A 17,202-nucleotide genomic window follows, 5' to 3' on the forward strand; every position below is an offset into this window, starting at 1 on the left:
CATCATGAGCAAGACCGTCATCAACAGCGACAAGGCCCCTGCCGCCATCGGCACCTACTCGCAGGCGATCAAGGCCGGTAACACCGTGTACATGTCTGGCCAGATCCCGCTGGACCCCAAGACCATGGAACTGGTCGAAGGCTTCGAGGCCCAGACCGTCCAGGTGTTCGAGAACCTCAAGGCTGTGGCCGAAGCAGCAGGCGGTTCGTTCAAGGACATCGTCAAGCTGAACATCTTCCTGACCGACTTGAGCCATTTCGCCAAGGTCAACGAGGTAATGGGTCGCTACTTCGAGCAGCCTTATCCCGCTCGCGCCGCCATTGGCGTAGCCGCGCTGCCAAAAGGCGCGCAGGTCGAGATGGACGCCATCCTCGTCATCGAGTGATGCCCCAGGCGGCGAGCATTGCCCTCGCCGCCCTCTCTCTCCTGAAAGGTTCCCGTCATGCGCATAGCTTTGCCTCTCACGCTGGCAGCCCTGGTTCTGGGCGGCTGCGCCAGCCACAAACCTGAAGACTTCAACGGCACCTGGATCAATCAGGACGCCATCACTGCGGCCGTCAAGCAAGGCAACCTTCGCCAGGCCCTGAACGAGCATGGCCCGGTGTTCGAGTGGAAGCTCGATGTTGCCACCCAGCGCGCCAGCTACAGCAATGGGTTCGAGGCCTCGGACGGTCAGCTCAGCGCCAATGACAAGCAGTGGCTGGCCACCTTCGAAGGCGGTGCCACCGAGCAATTGTCGCTGGACGGCGACGAACTGCAAACGGTCGACCAGCAGGGCGCCAAACAGCGCTTTGAGCGCGCCAAGACGCCCAGTGGCAACAATGCGCCATTGGGAAGCAGCTTCGAGCAGGCGCTGTATCAGGCCTGGCTCGGCGGCGCCTGGACGATCATGGAGGGCCCAGGCAAGGGTGCCAACGTGACGTTCAGCGACAGCGGCAACGTCACCGGCCTACCTGGTCCGGATCGCTTTGCCCTGTGCCTGGCCGGTGATTGCGCAACGATGGGCGGCAGCAATGACAGCCTATGGCTGGAGCGCAACCAGCGCGGGGCGCCATTCATCATCAAGCGCAATGGCAACCAGCTGGAAATCTTCCAGGCGGTAAACCGCGCCCAGCCGGATGAAATGCCGATGCTGGCCGCCGGCAAGCGTCAGTGGCTCCTGCAACACAACTGACCCTACCCGTCCAGTCAGCGCTCAGGTAGCACGCAGGCTACCTGAGCGTCAGCCAGGCGATCACTGCCCAAGGATTGCCCCGTAGCCTTCCTTGTAGCTGGGGTACTGCGGCGACCAGCCTAGCCCCCGTGCGCGGGCGTTGCTGCAGCGCTTGCTGCCCGTGCGACGCACTCGCTCCTCATCGGACCACTGCGTGACCCCCAACTGATGACGCAGCCAAGTTACGACGTCAGCCAGTGGCGCCGGGCTGTCGTCCACGCCGATGTAGCAATCGTCCAGCGCCTTGCCTTCGCTGTCGCATTGCAGCAGGAATGCCAGCAGACTGGCAGCATCGTCTACATGAATGCGGTTGCCATACAAAGGCGGTTGCTCGGCGACGCGATAACCCTGACGCACCTGACGCAACAGCCACTCGCGGCCTGGGCCATAGATGCCGGTCAGGCGAACCACGCTGGCTGGGACAGCACCGGATAACGCCAGCCTTTCAGCCTCGAGCATGATGCGCCCCGAGTAGCCGTCAGGTTCGGTGGCCGATTGCTCATCAACCCACTCGCCCCCCTTTTGCCCAAATACGCTGCTGCTGGATACGAACAAAAGGCGTCGTGGTCGTTGCCCTCGCTCGGCCAGCCAGCGCTGCACATGACGCAACCCCTGGACATACGCCGCCTCATAACCTGCCTCGTCATGCTGGCTGGCAGCCACGCAATACACCAGGTAGTCAGGTGCCTGCTCAGGCCAGGCGGCTGGAATGGTCGGGTCCGACAGATCAGCCGCGATCGGCACTACACCTTCAGGCAACTGCGCCACCGAACGGCGCAAACCGCTGACCTGCCAACCACGCGCAAGCATTTGTCGCGCGAGGCGACTACCGACGTCACCACATCCTACGATCAACACACTCAAGTCAGACATCTGAAGCCCTCTAGGGCCGATTACTCAGCCCGCCTGCAGGAGAAAAAGCAACAATATTACTTTTGTTAACAAGAATTACTTGCAATAATGGCGGCCAAATTGTTCTCGGCCTGCCTCGAGGCCTTGAAGAACGCTCACCCATCATCTTCATCAGGTCCGGCCAGCATGACACGTACCCAACCTTCCGCTTCGCCAACCCCATCGCGCGCCTGGCGCGCCACCGCTGCGCTGATTCTAAGCCTGGCGCTGGCCCCGGTCGCCATGGCCGATGAGCCCAATGCCACCGCTCCGGTAACGGCCCCGGCGGCCAGCGCTGCAGCGCCCGCTAGCGCTCCGGCCGGCGAAGCGGCACCGGGTACCGTCGCACCGGCTCCTGTTGCTGCAGACCCTAACGTGCAAGCCCTGGTGGAAGATACCTCGCTCGGCATGGCCCATGACCTGTCGCCCTGGGGCATGTACAAAAACGCCGATGTCGTGGTCAAGGCCGTCATGATCGGCCTGGCCATCGCCTCGATCATCACTTGGACCATCTGGATCGCCAAAGGCTTCGAATTGATGGGTGCCAAGCGCCGCCTGCGCGGGGAAATCGCCCGCCTGAAGAAATCGGCCAGCCTCAAGGAAGCCAGCGAAGTCTCCAACAAGGAAGGCACCCTGGCCCACACCCTGGTTCACGATGCGCTCGAGGAAATGCGCCTGTCGGCCAATGCCCGTGAAAAGGAAGGCATCAAGGAGCGCGTGAGCTTCCGTCTGGAACGACTGGTCCACGCCAGCGGACGTAACATGAGCAGCGGCACGGGCGTGCTGGCCACCATCGGCTCCACTGCGCCCTTCGTGGGTCTGTTCGGCACCGTGTGGGGCATCATGAACAGCTTCATCGGCATCGCCAAGACCCAGACCACCAACCTCGCCGTGGTCGCCCCGGGTATTGCAGAAGCGCTGCTGGCCACTGCACTGGGCCTGGTTGCCGCCATCCCCGCCGTGGTCATCTACAACGTCTTCGCCCGCTCTATCGCCGGCTACAAGGCGCAGGTGTCCGACGCGTCGGCCCAGGTACTGCTGCTGGTCAGCCGTGACCTGGACCATCAGGGCAGCGATCGCGCCGCCCCGCACATGGTGAAAGTGGGGTAAGCCATGGGCCTGCATCTGAACGAAGGTGGCGACGACCTCGCCGAAAACCACGAAATCAACGTGACGCCGTTCATCGACGTGATGTTGGTACTGCTGATCATCTTCATGGTCGCAGCGCCCCTTGCCACGGTCGACATCAAGGTCGACCTGCCTGCCTCGACGGCCAAGCCGGCGCCCAGGCCCGAGAAGCCTGTCTTCGTCAGCGTCAAGGCCGACCAGAAGCTCTATGTCGGTGATGACCCGGTTCCGGCGCCCGAGCGCCTTGGCCCGATGCTGGACGCCAAGACCAAGGGTGACAAGGACACCACCATTTTCTTCCAGGCCGACAAAGGCGTGGATTACGGTGACCTGATGGAAGTGATGAACAACATGCGCGCGGCCGGCTACCTCAAAGTCGGTCTGGTAGGTCTTGAGACGGCAGCCAAGAAATGACGAAGACGCGGCACAATCTGGCGCGTTACAGCGGCAGCCTGGCGCTCGTGCTGGGTGTCCATGCCGTCGCTGTGCTGCTCATGCTCAACTGGTCGGTGCCCCAGGCCATCGAGCTGCCCCCGGCAGCCATGATGGTCGAGCTGGCACCACTGCCGGAGCCTGCGCCACCACCTCCTCCCAAAGCAGTTCCCCAACCACCGGCGCCGGTCGAAGAACCCCCGCTGCCGAAGGTAGTGGAAGCCCCTAAACCCAAAATCGCCATTCCCAAGCCGCCCAAGCCGAAGGCCAAGCCACAGCCGCCCAAGCCTGAGAAAAAGCCTGAGCCGCCGAAGGAAGCGCCGCCTACCAAGGAAACGGTAGACGCACCACCCAGCAATACGCCGCCGCAGAAATCCGCAGCACCGGCACCGAGCGTCGCATCCAACAGCACCGCACTGCCGACCTGGCAGAGTGACCTGCTGCGCCACCTGGCGAAGTACAAGCGATACCCGGAAGACGCGCGCCGCAGAGGCTTGCAGGGCATCAATCGCCTGCGCTTCGTGGTCGATGCCGAGGGCAAGGTCGTGTCGTATTCACTGGCCGGGGGGTCGGGTAGCGCGTCACTGGACCGGGCGACCATGGAAATGATTCGGCGAGCGGGCAAGGTGCCCAAACCGCCGGCTGAGCTGCTGAACAACGGGACGATCGAAGTCGTCGCGCCGTTCGTGTACTCACTGGACCGCCGCTGACGCTTTTGTTTCTGTCACAAATCGGCAAGTCTGATAACGTGCGTCTATCGATTGCAGCCGCTATGCTGGGCTCGCAACTTCATGGACGCACGTTATGACCCTCACAGAACTCCGTTACATCGTCACACTCGCCCAGGAACAGCACTTCGGCCATGCAGCCGAGCGTTGCCACGTGAGCCAGCCTACCCTTTCGGTGGGTGTGAAGAAGCTCGAGGATGAGCTCGGCGTACTGATCTTCGAGCGCAGCAAGAGCGCGGTGCGCCTCACGCCAGTTGGCGAAGGCATCGTGGCCCAGGCTCAGAAAGTCCTCGAACAGGCTCAGGGCATCCGCGAGCTGGCACAGGCCGGCAAAAACCAATTGACCGCTCCGCTCAAGGTGGGCGCGATCTACACGGTCGGCCCTTACCTCTTTCCTCACCTGATCCCACAGCTGCACCGCGTGGCACCGCAGATGCCGTTGTACATCGAGGAAAATTTCACCCATGTGCTGCGTGAGAAGCTGCGTAACGGTGAACTGGATGCGGTGATCGTCGCCCTCCCCTTCAACGAGGCCGACGTGCTGACCCTGCCGCTCTACGACGAGCCTTTCTGCGCACTGATGCCAGCCGACCACCCATGGACGGCGAAGAAAACCATCGATGCGGCATCGCTCAACGACAAGAGCCTGTTGCTGCTGGGCGAGGGTCACTGCTTCCGCGACCAGGTGCTGGAGGCGTGCCCCACCTTGAACAAGGGCGGTGAAGGCGCACGCCACACCACGGTCGAATCCAGTTCGCTGGAAACCATTCGCCACATGGTGGCCTCTGGGCTGGGGGTCTCTATTCTGCCGCTGTCGGCCGTGCACAGCCATCACTATGCACCGGGCGTGATCGAGGTGCGCCCGCTGACTGCACCAGCGCCATTTCGTACCGTGGCGATCGCGTGGCGCGCCAGTTTCCCGCGGCCCAAAGCCATCGAGATTCTTGCCGACTCGATCCGCCTGTGCTCGGTCGCCAAAACGCCCACTGAGCAAACTGCCTGAGCCATGAGTGAGTTGTCGAAGGTACCGGTCACGGTACTCAAGGGTGTCGGAGACGCCATGGCGCAGAAGCTTGCCAAGGTGGGCCTGGAGAACCTGCAGGATGTGTTGTTCCACCTGCCCTTGCGCTACCAGGACCGCACCCGCGTGGTGCCGATCGGGCAACTCCGGCCGGGGCAGGATGCGGTGATCGAGGGCGTGGTCAGCGGCGCGGACGTGACCATGGGCAAGCGACGTAGCCTCGTCGTTCGTCTCGGCGACGGGAGCGGCGTGCTGAGCCTGCGCTTCTACCATTTCAGCAACGCACAGAAGGAAGGGCTCAAACGCGGCACCCACCTGCGTTGCTACGGCGAAGCCCGGCCGGGCGCGTCGGGCCTGGAGATCTATCACCCGGAATACCGTGCACTGAACGGCGACGAACCGCCGCCGCCGGTCGAACAGACGCTTACCCCGATTTACCCGTCCACCGAGGGGCTCACCCAGCAACGGCTGCGCCTGCTCTGCCAACAGAGCCTCGCCCTGCTCGGGCCGCGCAGCTTGCCGGACTGGCTACCCGAGGAGCTTGCACGCGATTATCAGCTGGCCCCGCTGGACGATGCCATACGTTACTTGCACAACCCGCCGGCTGACGCCGACCTCGATGAGCTTGCCGAAGGCCACCACTGGGCCCAGCACCGCCTGGCATTCGAAGAACTGCTGACCCACCAGCTGTCGCAGCAGCGACTGCGCGAAAGCCTGCGCAGCCTGCGCGCGCCGGTGCTGCCCAAGCCCTCGCGCCTGCAGGACGAGTACCTGGCCAATCTCGGCTTCAAGCCTACCGGGGCGCAGCAGCGGGTCGCCAATGAAATTGCCTACGACCTCAGCCAGCACGAACCCATGCTGCGCCTGGTTCAAGGTGATGTGGGGGCCGGCAAGACCGTGGTTGCGGCACTGGCAGCCCTTCAGGCGTTGGAGGCGGGTTACCAGGTTGCGCTGATGGCGCCTACCGAGATTCTTGCCGAGCAGCACTACATCACCTTCAAGCGCTGGCTGGAGCCACTGGGCATCGAAGTCGCCTGGCTCGCTGGCAAGCTCAAGGGCAAGGCCCGGGCCAGTGCACTGGAGCAGATCGCCGTCGGTGCGCCAATGGTGGTGGGTACCCATGCCCTGTTCCAGGAAGAGGTCAAGTTCAAGCACCTCGCCCTGGCCATCATCGACGAGCAGCACCGTTTTGGCGTCCAGCAGCGCCTGGCCTTGCGCAAAAAGGGTGTGAATGGCGAGTTGTGTCCGCATCAGCTGATCATGACGGCGACGCCCATTCCGCGTACGTTGGCCATGAGCGCCTATGCTGACCTGGATACGTCCGTGCTGGACGAATTGCCTCCCGGGCGTACACCGGTCAACACGGTGCTGGTGGCCGACAGCCGCCGCTTCGAAGTGGTCGAACGGGTACGCGCTGCCTGCGCTGAAGGCCGTCAGGCCTATTGGGTCTGTACCCTCATCGAAGAGTCTGAAGAGTTGACCTGCCAGGCCGCCGAGAGCACTTACGAGGAACTTGGCAGCGCCCTGGGCGAGTTGCGGGTCGGGCTGATTCACGGGCGCATGAAACCGGCAGAAAAAGCCGAGATCATGGCCCAATTCAAAGCCGGTGATCTGCAACTGCTGGTTGCCACGACCGTGATCGAAGTCGGCGTCGATGTGCCCAACGCCAGCCTGATGATCATCGAAAACCCGGAACGCCTGGGGTTGGCCCAGCTGCACCAGTTGCGTGGGCGGGTGGGCCGTGGCAGCGCTGCCAGCCACTGCGTCCTGCTGTATCACCCGCCCTTGTCACAGGTGGGCCGCGAACGCCTGGGCATCATGCGCGAAACCAACGATGGCTTCATCATCGCGGAAAAGGACCTGGAGCTGCGCGGCCCTGGCGAGATGCTCGGCACGCGCCAGACGGGCCTGCTGCAGTTCAAGGTCGCTGACCTGATGCGCGATGCCGACCTGCTTCCGGCCGTTCGTGATGCAGCCCAGGCATTGGTGGCCCGCTGGCCGGAACATGTCAGCCCCTTGCTTGAACGCTGGCTGCGTCACGGGCAGCAGTACGGCCAAGTCTGACCCAAGTGGTCAATGGATCCAGCCTCCCGGCGAGGCTGGTTATACTTCGCTTTTAGGAATCAGTGGACACGGACCATGACTCAAGCTGCCTTGGACACCGCAACCCCACAAACACCGTCGGTTATCCGGTTGCTGCTCGACAAGCTCGGCGTCGCCTACCGTGAGGTGTTGGCACATTCACGCCCGCCGGCTCAGGCCTGTGTGCAGGCGGTGCTACTGGACGACGAGGTGGGCGCACTCATGGTGCTGCTGCCGCAAAGCCAACTGCTGGACCTGAGCCGGCTTACCGAGCTGACCGGCCGCACGCTCACCGCTGTGCCGGTGCCCCGCTTGCGCCAAATGCTGGAAAAACACCATCTCAAGGTTCTCCCGGGCATACCGGCGCTGACCAGCTCACCTTGCCAGTACGAAAAAAGCCTGCTCGAACCGGCGACCGTATTCATCCAGTCAGGCCAAGAGGGCCTGCTGCTGGCCATCGACCGTGACCCGTTCAAACGCCTGCTGAGCAAAGCCAGCGCCAGTGCCTTCGGGCAGGAGGTGCAGGCCATTACCCTCAACCTGGACCGCCCGGACGATGACACCCGCGAGATCAACCAGGCAGTTCAGGCCTTCACTGCGCGACGCATTCAGAAGCGGCTCGAAGAAACCATTGAAATTCCGCCTCTGGCCGATACCGCGCAGAAGATCATGAAGCTGCGTGTCGACCCCAATGCCAGCATCGACGATATCACCGGCGTGGTGGAAACCGACCCGGCACTGGCGGCGCAGGTCGTGAGCTGGGCGGCATCGCCCTATTACGCCTCGCCCGGCAAGGTACGCTCGGTCGAAGATGCGATTGTCAGGGTGCTGGGTTTCGATCTGGTGATCAACCTGGCCTTGGGCCTAGCGATGGGCAAGACGCTCAGCCTGCCCAAGGACCAGCCTCAGCAAGCGACGCCTTACTGGCAGCACTCTATCTACACGGCAGCTGTCATCGAGGGTCTCACTCGTGCAATGCCCCGTGCCGAACGACCCGAGGCAGGGCTCACCTACCTTGCCGGCCTTCTGCACAATTTCGGGTACTTGCTGCTGGCGCATGTGTTTCCGCCGCATTTTTCGCTGATCTGCCGGCACCTGGAGGTCAACCCACATCTATGCCACACCTATGTGGAGCGCCACCTGTTGGGAATCAGCCGCGAGCAGATTGGTGCCTGGCTGATGAAGCTATGGGACATGCCCGAGGAGTTGTCCACGGCGCTGCGCTTCCAGCATGACCCCACCTACGACGGCGATTATGCAGCCTTTCCCAACCTGGTTTTCCTCGCCACCCGATTGCTTCGCTCACGGGGTATCGGTTCGGGCCCGAAAGAGGAGATTCCCGATGCATTGCTTGAGCGGCTCGGGCTTTCCCGCGACAAGGCCGAGGATGCCGTAAACAAGGTACTCGATGCCGAGGCCTTGCTGCGCGAGCTTGCCTCTCAGTTCGCGGCGCCGCACTGACTGACAGGGGCGCTAGCTCGGCCCCTGCGCGGTCAATGCTTCTTTTTTGGTTTCAGGTACTTCATCAGGCCCTGAAACCACATCACCAAAGCCGGGTTGCCCTTGATCTGGATCGCCTTGTCCTGGATGCCCTGCATGAATGCCAGCTGCTTGTTGCGCGCCTGCAAGGTAGTGAAGCCATAGGCAGCGTCCTTGAAGGCGATGGCGAAGGCAGGCTGCGCGAACGCGCCACTTTTGCTACGGATGCGTTCGTTGGCGACGATGAAATGACGGACGATCTTGCCATCGAGGGTCTGCATCTGGAATACCAGATCCTTGCCCTTGAGCTGCTGCTGGAAAGCCGGATTGTTTCGGCTTGCCCTGGCCATCAGCAGGCCCATGACCCAGAGAAGTAAGCGGAACTTCATTCAAGCGTCTCGTATAAAAAGTGACTGTGAGCGCCAGTTTATCCGCTTTATATGCTTTGCAGGGGCTCAACGAATCTTTTTTCGCATGCAACGGCAACGGGCGCTGTCAGCGCCCGTTCGATCGTCATGACGCTGACAGGCCTGGGTTATTTCGTCTTTTTGGCAGGCTTGGCAGGCACGTTGATACTGTCGCGCAAATTCTTGCCTGGCTTGAAGGCTACCGTGTTACTTGCCTTGATCTTGACGGGCTCACCCGTCTGCGGGTTTTTACCGGTCCGCGCCCCACGATGACGCTTCTCGAAGGTGCCGAAACCCACCAGCGTCACTGTATCGTTGTTCACAGCCTGGGTAATGCTTTCGAGGATCGCGTTCAGCACCTGGTTGGCCTGGTCTTTGGTCAGGTCGGTCTTCTCGGCGATGACAGCGGCGAGTTCTGGTTTGCGCATGATGATGAAGCCTCTTTGACGGGATTCTTGTTGTTATGCCGTGCCGCCTCGTGGGCAGCGTTCAAGGCGCCACAGGCTCTAAGCCGCAGCAGACGAGTGTGAGAATGGCACGCGCTTGAGTACCGCGCCAGTATCGGTACGGCCATAATGCATGCGCAAAAAAGGCATACACGACAGTTCGGGCGCCATTTACGCCATAACCGGTGGCAGCTGGCGATTGAGGGTCAGTCGTTCCATCACGGCATTGCCCGTAAGGGCGTACCCGATCAGCTGGCCATCGGCTGCATGGCAGAGCGCCTTGACGTCATTGCCCTCCCCCTCCGCCTGCCACGTCCCGACTTGTCCATTCGGTGGTGGCGAAACCACCAGAGGACAGGCAGGCGTCTTGACCGTGATGGGCATGGGCCCATAGCTGACGGCAGTGGGGGTGCCTGTCAGCGTCTGCGCCAGTGCTCGAACACCACTCATCAACGGCATGACGTACAGCAGGTTGATGCCGTCCACCTCGGCGCAGTCGCCCAAGGCGTGGATATTGGCATGAGAGGTACGCAGAAACCGGTCCACACGGATACCCCGCCCCGTCTGCAGGCCCGCTGCGGCAGCCAGGTCCGTTCGGGGGCGCAGGCCTACGGCCGACACGACCAGATCGCATGCGATGACCTGGCCGTCGGACAACTGTGCGCACACGCCGTCACCCTGGCGCTGCAAGCGCGTCAGCACGGGCCCGAGATGAAAACGAATACCGATACCCTGCAGCCCGCCCTGTACCGCCTGTGCCGCCGCCGGGTGCAACAGGGTGGGCATGATCTGCTCGCAGGGCGCGACCACGTCGACCTCGAAGCCGCCAAGACGCATGTCGTTGGCAAACTCACAGCCGATAAGACCGGCGCCCAGGATCAACACCCGCTGCTTGCCGTCAGCCGCAGCACGCAGGCGCGCGTAGTCTTCAAGGTCGTTGATCGGGAACATCAGGTCGCTGGCATCCCCTTCGACAGGCACGCTGATGGTCTGTGCACCCAGCGCCAGGACGAGGTCACGATAGGGCACTGCCTCCTCGCCGATCCACAGGCGCTTGTGGCCTGGGTCGATACCCGTTATGCGCGTATGCGTGCGCACCTCGACGTTCAATTGCTCGGCCATGGCGCCGGGCTCGGCCATGCACAACCCCTCGGCGTCCTTCTGCTTGGCAAAGCCGGTCGAAAGCATGGGCTTGGAATAGGACCGCCCATCATCGGCAGTGATCATCAGCACGGGTGTGAGCGCATCAAACTTGCGCAATTCCCGGGCGAGGTTGTAGCCCGCAAGCCCGGTGCCGATGATGACTATAGGAGGCGTCATAGGGGTTTCCTCGATCAACCGATGGCGATCATTTCAAAGTCGCTCTTGCCAACCCCGCAGTCCGGGCAGAGCCAGTCTTCGGGTACGTCTTCCCAGCGCGTGCCGGGTGCGATTCCATCATCCGGCCAGCCATCGGCTTCGTCATAGATCAGACCGCAGACAATACATTGCCACTTTTTCATCGGAACGGGTTTCCTCGGTTCAGGCTCGGCTTGGGTTTGAACTTGCGGCCTCTTCACGGGCCAAGGTGCAATCGAAAGGCTTTGTAGCGGCCCTGCCGGCAGTATGCAAGCAGTCGGGGCATTCATGCTAAGCTCGCGGCCTCTTTGGTTGTAACAAGCAGACCGACGTGTCGTACCCAACCCCGCACGCAGCCGCTGTCGCGTGGCTAGCGTATCCACAGGTGCAGGCCAGCCTCGCCCCCTCCATGCTGGACTGGTTATTCGATGAGGGCTCGCTCACACGTCGGCTGACTCGACTGTCCGGCGACGATTTCTGCGTAACGCCACTGTTCGAAGGCTGGCAGCCGCTGCGCGAAGATGAATGCCTGGCCCTTGGTATCGCACCCGGCGCCCAAGGTTGGGTCAGGGAGGTGTTCCTGCGCGGGCATGGCCAGCCGTGGGTATTTGCCCGCAGCGTGGCCAGCCGTGTGGCGCTGGAACGTGGCGGCCTGGACCTCGAGTCGCTCGGCAGTCGCTCGCTGGGCGAGCTGCTGTTCTGCGACCGAGCGTTCACCCGCCACCCCTTGCAGGCATGCCATTACCCCGAAACCTGGCTGCCCGCTGAAGTCGCAAGCCCAGGCCTGTGGGGACGCCGTTCACGCTTCTCCCGAGATGGACTCGACCTGCTTGTCGCCGAAGTATTTCTGCCGGCGTTGTGGCAGGCGGCACGCGAGGATACCCGTTGATGTACGTGCAACTGCTCAAGTCGTTGAACCGCCTTCACCCGCGCGCCTGGGACTTTGTCCAGCTAAGCCGTATGGACAGGCCCATCGGCATTTATCTGCTGCTCTGGCCAACCCTGTCGGCGGTGTGGATTGCCGGTCAGGGTTCACCGACGTTGGCCAATGTGCTGATCTTCGGGTTGGGTGTGGTGCTCATGCGCGCCGCAGGTTGCTGCATCAATGATTTTGCCGACCGCAAAGTGGATGGGCACGTCAAGCGCACCGCCGATCGACCTTTGGCCAGTGGGCGTGTACGCCCACGCGAAGCGCTGACGCTGTTTGCCGTCCTGGTGGGCGTGAGTTTCCTGCTGGTGCTGTGCACCAACAGCGAAACCGTCTGGCTTTCGTTCGCGGCGGTCGCGCTCGCGTTCTGCTACCCCTTCATGAAGCGCTACACCTATTACCCACAAGTGGTGCTGGGCGCCGCCTATTCATGGGGCATTCCCATGGCCTTCACCGCGGCCGGAGGTGAGCTGCCGGCCGCCGCCTGGCTACTGTACATCGCCAATCTGCTGTGGACGGTGGCTTACGATACCTACTACGCCATGGTCGATCGCGACGATGACCTGAAGATCGGTGTGAAGTCCACGGCCATCCTGTTTGGCGAGGCTGACCGGGTGATCATCCTGAGCTTGCAGGGGCTTTCGCTGGGCTGCCTGATGCTGGCCGGCAGCAGCTTCGCCCTCGGCGGCTGGTTCTACCTGGGCCTGCTGGGCGCCGCGTGCTGTTTCGTCTGGGAATTCTGGTCCACACGCCGCCTGGACCGAGAGGCATGCTTCAAGGCGTTCCTGCACAACCACTGGGCCGGGTTGCTGGTGTTCATGGGCGTGGTACTGGATTACGCGCTGCGTTGAGCGGTGCGCTGAGGCGCGGTACCGCCTCAGCAAGGTCCGCGTGGTTCACACCGCATGGCGACCTGTTCAGGTGAGAGGCCGTGTGGCTAACCCATCAGGGTTTGGCAATGTGCCAGACGTCCTTGATCCCGTCACCGTGCCTGTCCCCCGCCTGCTTGTCCTTGACGAAGGTATACAGCGGCTTGCCGGCATAGGCCCATTGCTTGCTGCCGTCATCACGCATGACCACGGTCCATTTGCCTTCGGCTGCCTGATCCTCGGCCTTGACCATCAAGGGCGGCCAATTGCTAGCACACTCGCCGTTGCACATCGACTTGCCACCGGTGTCCTTGTCGAAGGTATAGAGCGTCATGCCCTGGTCATTCACCCACATGCCCTCCTTTTCCATGGCCGGCTCGGCCAAGGCGATGCCCGGTAGCGAAAAGGCCGCGCAAAGGGCCATCCAGCTCAGCGTATGTCGTGTCATTGGATTCACCGTATCGTGAGGAAAAGGTTCGGTTGCAGGCGCAACCGCCGCCCTGTGAAGCCTAGCCCAGTCATTGAATGTCGCGAGAACCGCCAATACCCTGTCACACAGCTGCAATAATTCCGTTATCTAATGCGGGGCCAAGACAGCGAATCCAGGAGAGGTTTTGAGCATGGCTGGCAGGAATATTCTGATCGTCGACGACGAGGCGCCCATCCGCGAGATGATTGCCGTGGCCCTGGAGATGGCAGGTTATGAGTGCCTGGAAGCAGAAAGCTCCCAACAGGCCCATGCCATCATCGTCGACCGTAAGCCGGACCTGATCCTGCTGGACTGGATGCTTCCCGGCACCTCGGGCATCGAGCTGGCCCGGCGGCTGAAGCGCGACGAGCTGACCGGGGACATTCCGATCATCATGCTTACCGCCAAGGGCGAGGAAGACAACAAGATCCAAGGCCTGGAAGTGGGTGCGGACGACTACATCACCAAGCCGTTTTCGCCGCGTGAACTGGTGGCCCGCCTCAAGGCAGTGCTGCGACGCACCGGCCCCAGTGATGGCGAGACACCCATCGAGGTCGGCGGACTGCTGCTGGACCCTATCAGCCATCGCGTCACCATCGATGGCAAGCCGGCCGAGATGGGGCCTACCGAGTACCGCCTGCTGCAATTCTTCATGACCCACCAGGAACGCGCCTATACCCGCGGCCAGTTGCTGGACCAGGTCTGGGGGGGCAATGTCTACGTCGAGGAACGCACGGTCGATGTCCACATTCGCCGCTTGCGAAAGGCGCTGGGTGAGGCCTATGAAAATCTGGTACAAACGGTGCGCGGCACAGGCTACCGCTTTTCGACCAAGGTCTGACCTGAAACGCAGCTCTCGGCTCAAGGCCGTCGAATGGACGTGAACGCGCTACCGATCCGCTTCTGCGTGCAGGTTCGTACTTGCTGTTGATCGCTGGATTCGAAGGATCCCCAATTGAACCAGAACTGGCATGCGACCCTGATCCGCCACCTGCTGCTGTTGATCACCCTCTGCCTGATCGGTGGCCTGATCAGTGGCTACTATGGCTGGAGCCTGGCCATTGGCCTGGCCCTCTACCTGGGCTGGACGCTCAAGCAACTGCTACGCCTGCATGCCTGGCTGCGCAATCACCAACCGGACGAAGCACCGCCTGACGGCTATGGCCTGTGGGGCGAGGTATTCGACAGCATCTACCATCTGCAACGCCGGGATCAGCGTGTGCGTGGCAGGCTTCAAGCAGTGATCGACAGGGTACAGGAGTCCACCGCGGCGCTACGTGACGCGGTGATCATGCTCGACAGCCACGGCAACCTGGAGTGGTGGAACCGCGCAGCCGAGACGCTCCTGGGCTTCAAGACACCCCAGGACGGCGGCCAGCAGGTCACCAACCTGGTGCGACATCCGCGCTTCAAGGAATACTTCGAAGCCGAGAACTATGTCGAGCCACTGGAGATTCCCTCACCCATCAACGATCGCATGCGGGTGCAACTGCACATCACACGCTACGGCAACAACGAGCACCTGATGCTGGTTCGGGACGTGACCCGCATCCACCAGCTCGAACAGATGCGCAAGGACTTCGTGGCCAACGTGTCCCACGAACTGCGAACGCCGCTGACCGTGATCGCCGGCTACCTGGAAACCCTGCTGGATAACGTCGAGGACGTGAACCCCCGCTGGCGTCGAGCGTTGCAGCAGATGAGCCAACAGGGCTCGCGCATGCAAACGCTGCTCAACGACCTGCTGCTGTTGGCCAAGCTGGAGGCCACCGACTACCCATCCGACAACCAGCCAGTGGCCGTGGACACCCTGCTCAATGCGATCAAGCAGGACGCGCAGGCGTTGTCCGGGCCCCGCAATCAGCGCATCACCCTGGAAGCCGAGCCAGGCATCTGGCTCAAAGGCAGCGAGTCGGAATTGCGCAGCGCTTTTTCCAACCTGGTATTCAATGCCGTCAAGTACACGCAGGACGAGGGCAGCATTCGCATTCGTTGGTGGGCCGATGCCCAGGGCGCCCATCTGTCGGTGCAGGACTCAGGGCCCGGCATCGATGCCAAGCACCTGCCACGGCTGACGGAGCGGTTCTATCGGGTGGATTCGAGCCGTGCGTCCCATACCGGTGGTACGGGCCTTGGGCTGGCCATCGTCAAGCATGTGCTGATGCGCCACCGCGGGCGCCTGGAGATCAGCAGCGTGCCAGGCCACGGCAGCACCTTCACCTGCCATTTTGCAGCGGCGCAACAGATCACGGGCACGGTTTGAGGCCGTTCGGGCCACTTTGCAGCACCGATCAATGGGCTGCCCTTTGCTTTTGCGGCCCTAGCCGCTACATTTGATCCCTTGCGCCGGCTGGAGCCGGCACTTTTCTCATCTTCAAGACGGATCCCGTAAAAACTCCATCATGGACCCTTCCCCTGGTATCAGCTTCACCTCCCTGTTCGCCGATTTCGGCATGATCATTTTTGCTTTGGTCCTGGTGCTGCTCAACGGCTTCTTCGTCGCCGCCGAGTTCGCCATGGTCAAGCTGCGCGCAACCCGCGTGGACGCCATCGCCGAGCAGCACGGCTGGCGCGGCAGCATTCTGCGCAAGGTTCACAACCAGCTCGATGCCTACCTCTCGGCATGCCAGCTCGGCATCACCCTGGCTTCGCTAGGGCTGGGCTGGGTGGGCGAGCCGGCCTTCGCGCACTTGCTCGAACCGCTGCTGGCCTACTTTGGCGTTGATACCCCCGAGCTGATCAAGGCCGTCTCGTTCTTCGTCGCCTTCTTCGTGATCTCCTACCTGCACATCGTGGTCGGTGAGCTGGCGCCCAAATCGTGGGCCATTCGCAAGCCGGAACTGTTGTCGCTGTGGACCGCAGTACCGCTGTACCTGTTCTACTGGCTGATGTACCCGGCCATCTACCTGCTCAATGCCAGCGCCAACACCATCCTGCGCATTGCCGGCCAAGGCGAACCCGGCCCGCACCACGAGCATCATTACAGCCGGGAAGAGCTCAAGCTGATCCTGCACTCCAGCCGTGGCCAGGACCCAAGCGATCAAGGCATGCGCGTGCTGGCATCCGCCGTGGAAATGGGTGAACTGGAGGTGGTGGACTGGGCCAACTCTCGCGAAGACATGGTCATCATTGATGCCCATGCCCCGCTCAAGCAGATACTGGCCCTGATCCGTCGTCACAAGTTCAGCCGCTACCCGGTGTACGACACCGAGCGTGAGGAGTTCACGGGCCTGCTGCACATCAAGGACCTGCTGCTCGAACTCGCCGAACTCGAGCACCTGCCAGAAACCATTGACCTGGAAGACCTGGCTCGTCCCCTGGAGCGCGTTTCCAGGCACATGCCGCTGTCCCAGTTGCTCGAGCAGTTCCGCAAGGGCGGTGCGCACTTCGTGCTGGTCGAGGAGGCCGATGGCAAGGTCATCGGTTACCTGACCATGGAGGATGTGCTGGAAGTGCTGGTGGGCGACATCCAGGACGAACACCGCAAGACCGAGCGCGGCATCCTGGCCTATCAGCCAGGAAAGCTGTTGGTGCGCGGCGATACCCCGCTGTTCAAGGTCGAGCGCTTGCTGGGCGTGGACCTGGACCATATCGAGGCAGAAACACTGGCCGGCCTGGTCTACGAAACGCTCAAGCGCGTACCGGAAGAAGAAGAAGTGCTCGAGGTCGAAGGGCTGCGCATCATCGTCAAGAAGATGAAAGGCCCCAAGATCGTGCTGGCCAAAGTGCTCAAGCTGGACTGAGCTTATAAAACCCCTGGCTCGGTCCACC

Annotated in this window: 19 protein-coding genes; 13 read left to right on the forward strand and 6 right to left on the reverse strand. The window is 62.2% G+C overall.

Annotated elements, in window-relative coordinates; translation table 11 throughout:
• The first annotated feature begins 4 nt into the window (after positions 1–4).
• Together B2Y33_RS01720 and B2Y33_RS01725 are read left to right on the forward strand one after the other, a co-directional pair.
• On the forward strand, positions 5–385 hold the full coding sequence (locus tag B2Y33_RS01720; RefSeq protein ID WP_009684531.1) for a RidA family protein: 381 nt from the start codon (positions 5–7) through the stop codon (positions 383–385).
• Between the two features lie 57 nt (positions 386–442).
• A complete protein-coding gene (locus B2Y33_RS01725; protein ID WP_027913363.1) occupies positions 443–1,174 on the forward strand; it encodes a hypothetical protein in 732 nt (243 codons plus the stop codon).
• Between the two features lie 60 nt (positions 1,175–1,234).
• Here B2Y33_RS01725 and B2Y33_RS01730 read toward each other — a convergent pair whose 3' ends face one another.
• Complete coding sequence (locus B2Y33_RS01730) at positions 1,235–2,086, reverse strand: SDR family oxidoreductase (RefSeq protein WP_027913362.1); 852 nt, start codon at positions 2,084–2,086, stop codon at positions 1,235–1,237.
• A gap of 165 nt (positions 2,087–2,251) precedes the next feature.
• Here B2Y33_RS01730 and exbB point away from each other — a divergent pair, with 165 nt between their 5' ends.
• The 6 genes from exbB (at position 2,252) to B2Y33_RS01760 (ending at position 8,956) form a co-directional block, all read left to right on the forward strand.
• Complete coding sequence (gene exbB / locus B2Y33_RS01735) at positions 2,252–3,214, forward strand: tonB-system energizer ExbB (RefSeq protein ID WP_027913361.1); 963 nt, start codon at positions 2,252–2,254, stop codon at positions 3,212–3,214.
• Positions 3,215–3,217: 3 nt separating this feature from the next.
• The gene (gene exbD / locus B2Y33_RS01740) at positions 3,218–3,646 is read left to right on the forward strand and encodes a TonB system transport protein ExbD (protein ID WP_027913360.1); all 429 of its coding nucleotides are present in this window, start codon (positions 3,218–3,220) and stop codon (positions 3,644–3,646) included.
• A complete protein-coding gene (locus tag B2Y33_RS01745; RefSeq protein WP_027913359.1) occupies positions 3,643–4,374 on the forward strand; it encodes an energy transducer TonB in 732 nt (243 codons plus the stop codon). The genes exbD and B2Y33_RS01745 overlap by 4 nt, the downstream gene beginning before the upstream one ends.
• Positions 4,375–4,468: 94 nt before the next feature.
• Positions 4,469–5,395, forward strand: a complete 927-nt coding sequence (locus B2Y33_RS01750; RefSeq protein ID WP_023532770.1) for a hydrogen peroxide-inducible genes activator — start codon at positions 4,469–4,471, stop codon at positions 5,393–5,395.
• Positions 5,396–5,398: 3 nt separating this feature from the next.
• The gene (recG, locus tag B2Y33_RS01755; RefSeq protein ID WP_027913358.1) at positions 5,399–7,477 is read left to right on the forward strand and encodes an ATP-dependent DNA helicase RecG; all 2,079 of its coding nucleotides are present in this window, start codon (positions 5,399–5,401) and stop codon (positions 7,475–7,477) included.
• A gap of 75 nt (positions 7,478–7,552) precedes the next feature.
• Positions 7,553–8,956, forward strand: a complete 1,404-nt coding sequence (locus tag B2Y33_RS01760) for an aminoacyl-tRNA deacylase and HDOD domain-containing protein (protein ID WP_027913357.1) — start codon at positions 7,553–7,555, stop codon at positions 8,954–8,956.
• 32 nt (positions 8,957–8,988) lie between these two features.
• Here B2Y33_RS01760 and B2Y33_RS01765 read toward each other — a convergent pair whose 3' ends face one another.
• The 4 genes from B2Y33_RS01765 to B2Y33_RS01780 form a co-directional block, all read right to left on the reverse strand.
• The gene (locus B2Y33_RS01765; RefSeq protein WP_027913356.1) at positions 8,989–9,363 is read right to left on the reverse strand and encodes a helicase; all 375 of its coding nucleotides are present in this window, start codon (positions 9,361–9,363) and stop codon (positions 8,989–8,991) included.
• Positions 9,364–9,509: 146 nt separating this feature from the next.
• Positions 9,510–9,809, reverse strand: coding sequence for an HU family DNA-binding protein (locus B2Y33_RS01770; protein ID WP_023532344.1), 300 nt, complete (start codon positions 9,807–9,809; stop codon positions 9,510–9,512).
• Positions 9,810–9,998: 189 nt separating this feature from the next.
• Positions 9,999–11,147, reverse strand: a complete 1,149-nt coding sequence (locus B2Y33_RS01775) for an NAD(P)/FAD-dependent oxidoreductase (protein ID WP_027913355.1) — start codon at positions 11,145–11,147, stop codon at positions 9,999–10,001.
• Positions 11,148–11,161: 14 nt separating this feature from the next.
• On the reverse strand, positions 11,162–11,329 hold the full coding sequence (locus tag B2Y33_RS01780) for a rubredoxin (RefSeq protein WP_023532601.1): 168 nt from the start codon (positions 11,327–11,329) through the stop codon (positions 11,162–11,164).
• 167 nt (positions 11,330–11,496) lie between these two features.
• Between B2Y33_RS01780 and B2Y33_RS01785 the strand changes: the two genes are divergently transcribed.
• On the forward strand, positions 11,497–12,054 hold the full coding sequence (locus B2Y33_RS01785; RefSeq protein ID WP_027913354.1) for a chorismate--pyruvate lyase family protein: 558 nt from the start codon (positions 11,497–11,499) through the stop codon (positions 12,052–12,054).
• Entirely contained in the window at positions 12,054–12,944 is an 891-nt protein-coding gene (gene ubiA / locus B2Y33_RS01790; protein WP_028686782.1) for a 4-hydroxybenzoate octaprenyltransferase, read from the forward strand. The genes B2Y33_RS01785 and ubiA overlap by 1 nt, the downstream gene beginning before the upstream one ends.
• A 94-nt stretch (positions 12,945–13,038) precedes the next feature.
• Here the strand turns inward: ubiA and B2Y33_RS01795 are convergent, their stop codons facing one another.
• Positions 13,039–13,410, reverse strand: a complete 372-nt coding sequence (locus B2Y33_RS01795) for a hypothetical protein (protein WP_027913352.1) — start codon at positions 13,408–13,410, stop codon at positions 13,039–13,041.
• Positions 13,411–13,582: 172 nt separating this feature from the next.
• Between B2Y33_RS01795 and phoB the strand changes: the two genes are divergently transcribed.
• The 3 genes from phoB to B2Y33_RS01810 all read left to right on the forward strand — a co-directional run bounded on the left by phoB (position 13,583) and on the right by B2Y33_RS01810 (position 17,174).
• The gene (gene phoB / locus B2Y33_RS01800; RefSeq protein ID WP_023532543.1) at positions 13,583–14,272 is read left to right on the forward strand and encodes a phosphate regulon transcriptional regulator PhoB; all 690 of its coding nucleotides are present in this window, start codon (positions 13,583–13,585) and stop codon (positions 14,270–14,272) included.
• A 114-nt stretch (positions 14,273–14,386) separates the two neighbouring features.
• Positions 14,387–15,694, forward strand: coding sequence for a phosphate regulon sensor histidine kinase PhoR (phoR, locus tag B2Y33_RS01805; RefSeq protein ID WP_027913351.1), 1,308 nt, complete (start codon positions 14,387–14,389; stop codon positions 15,692–15,694).
• Positions 15,695–15,833: 139 nt separating this feature from the next.
• Positions 15,834–17,174: a hemolysin family protein gene (locus B2Y33_RS01810; RefSeq protein WP_027913350.1), complete on the forward strand. Its 1,341-nt coding sequence runs from the start codon at positions 15,834–15,836 to the stop codon at positions 17,172–17,174.
• The last annotated feature ends 28 nt before the right edge of the window (positions 17,175–17,202 follow it).

The sequence above is a fragment of the Pseudomonas sp. UBA5666 genome (genome assembly GCF_002420785.1).
Taxonomy (GTDB): domain Bacteria; phylum Pseudomonadota; class Gammaproteobacteria; order Pseudomonadales; family Pseudomonadaceae; genus Aquipseudomonas; species Aquipseudomonas fulva.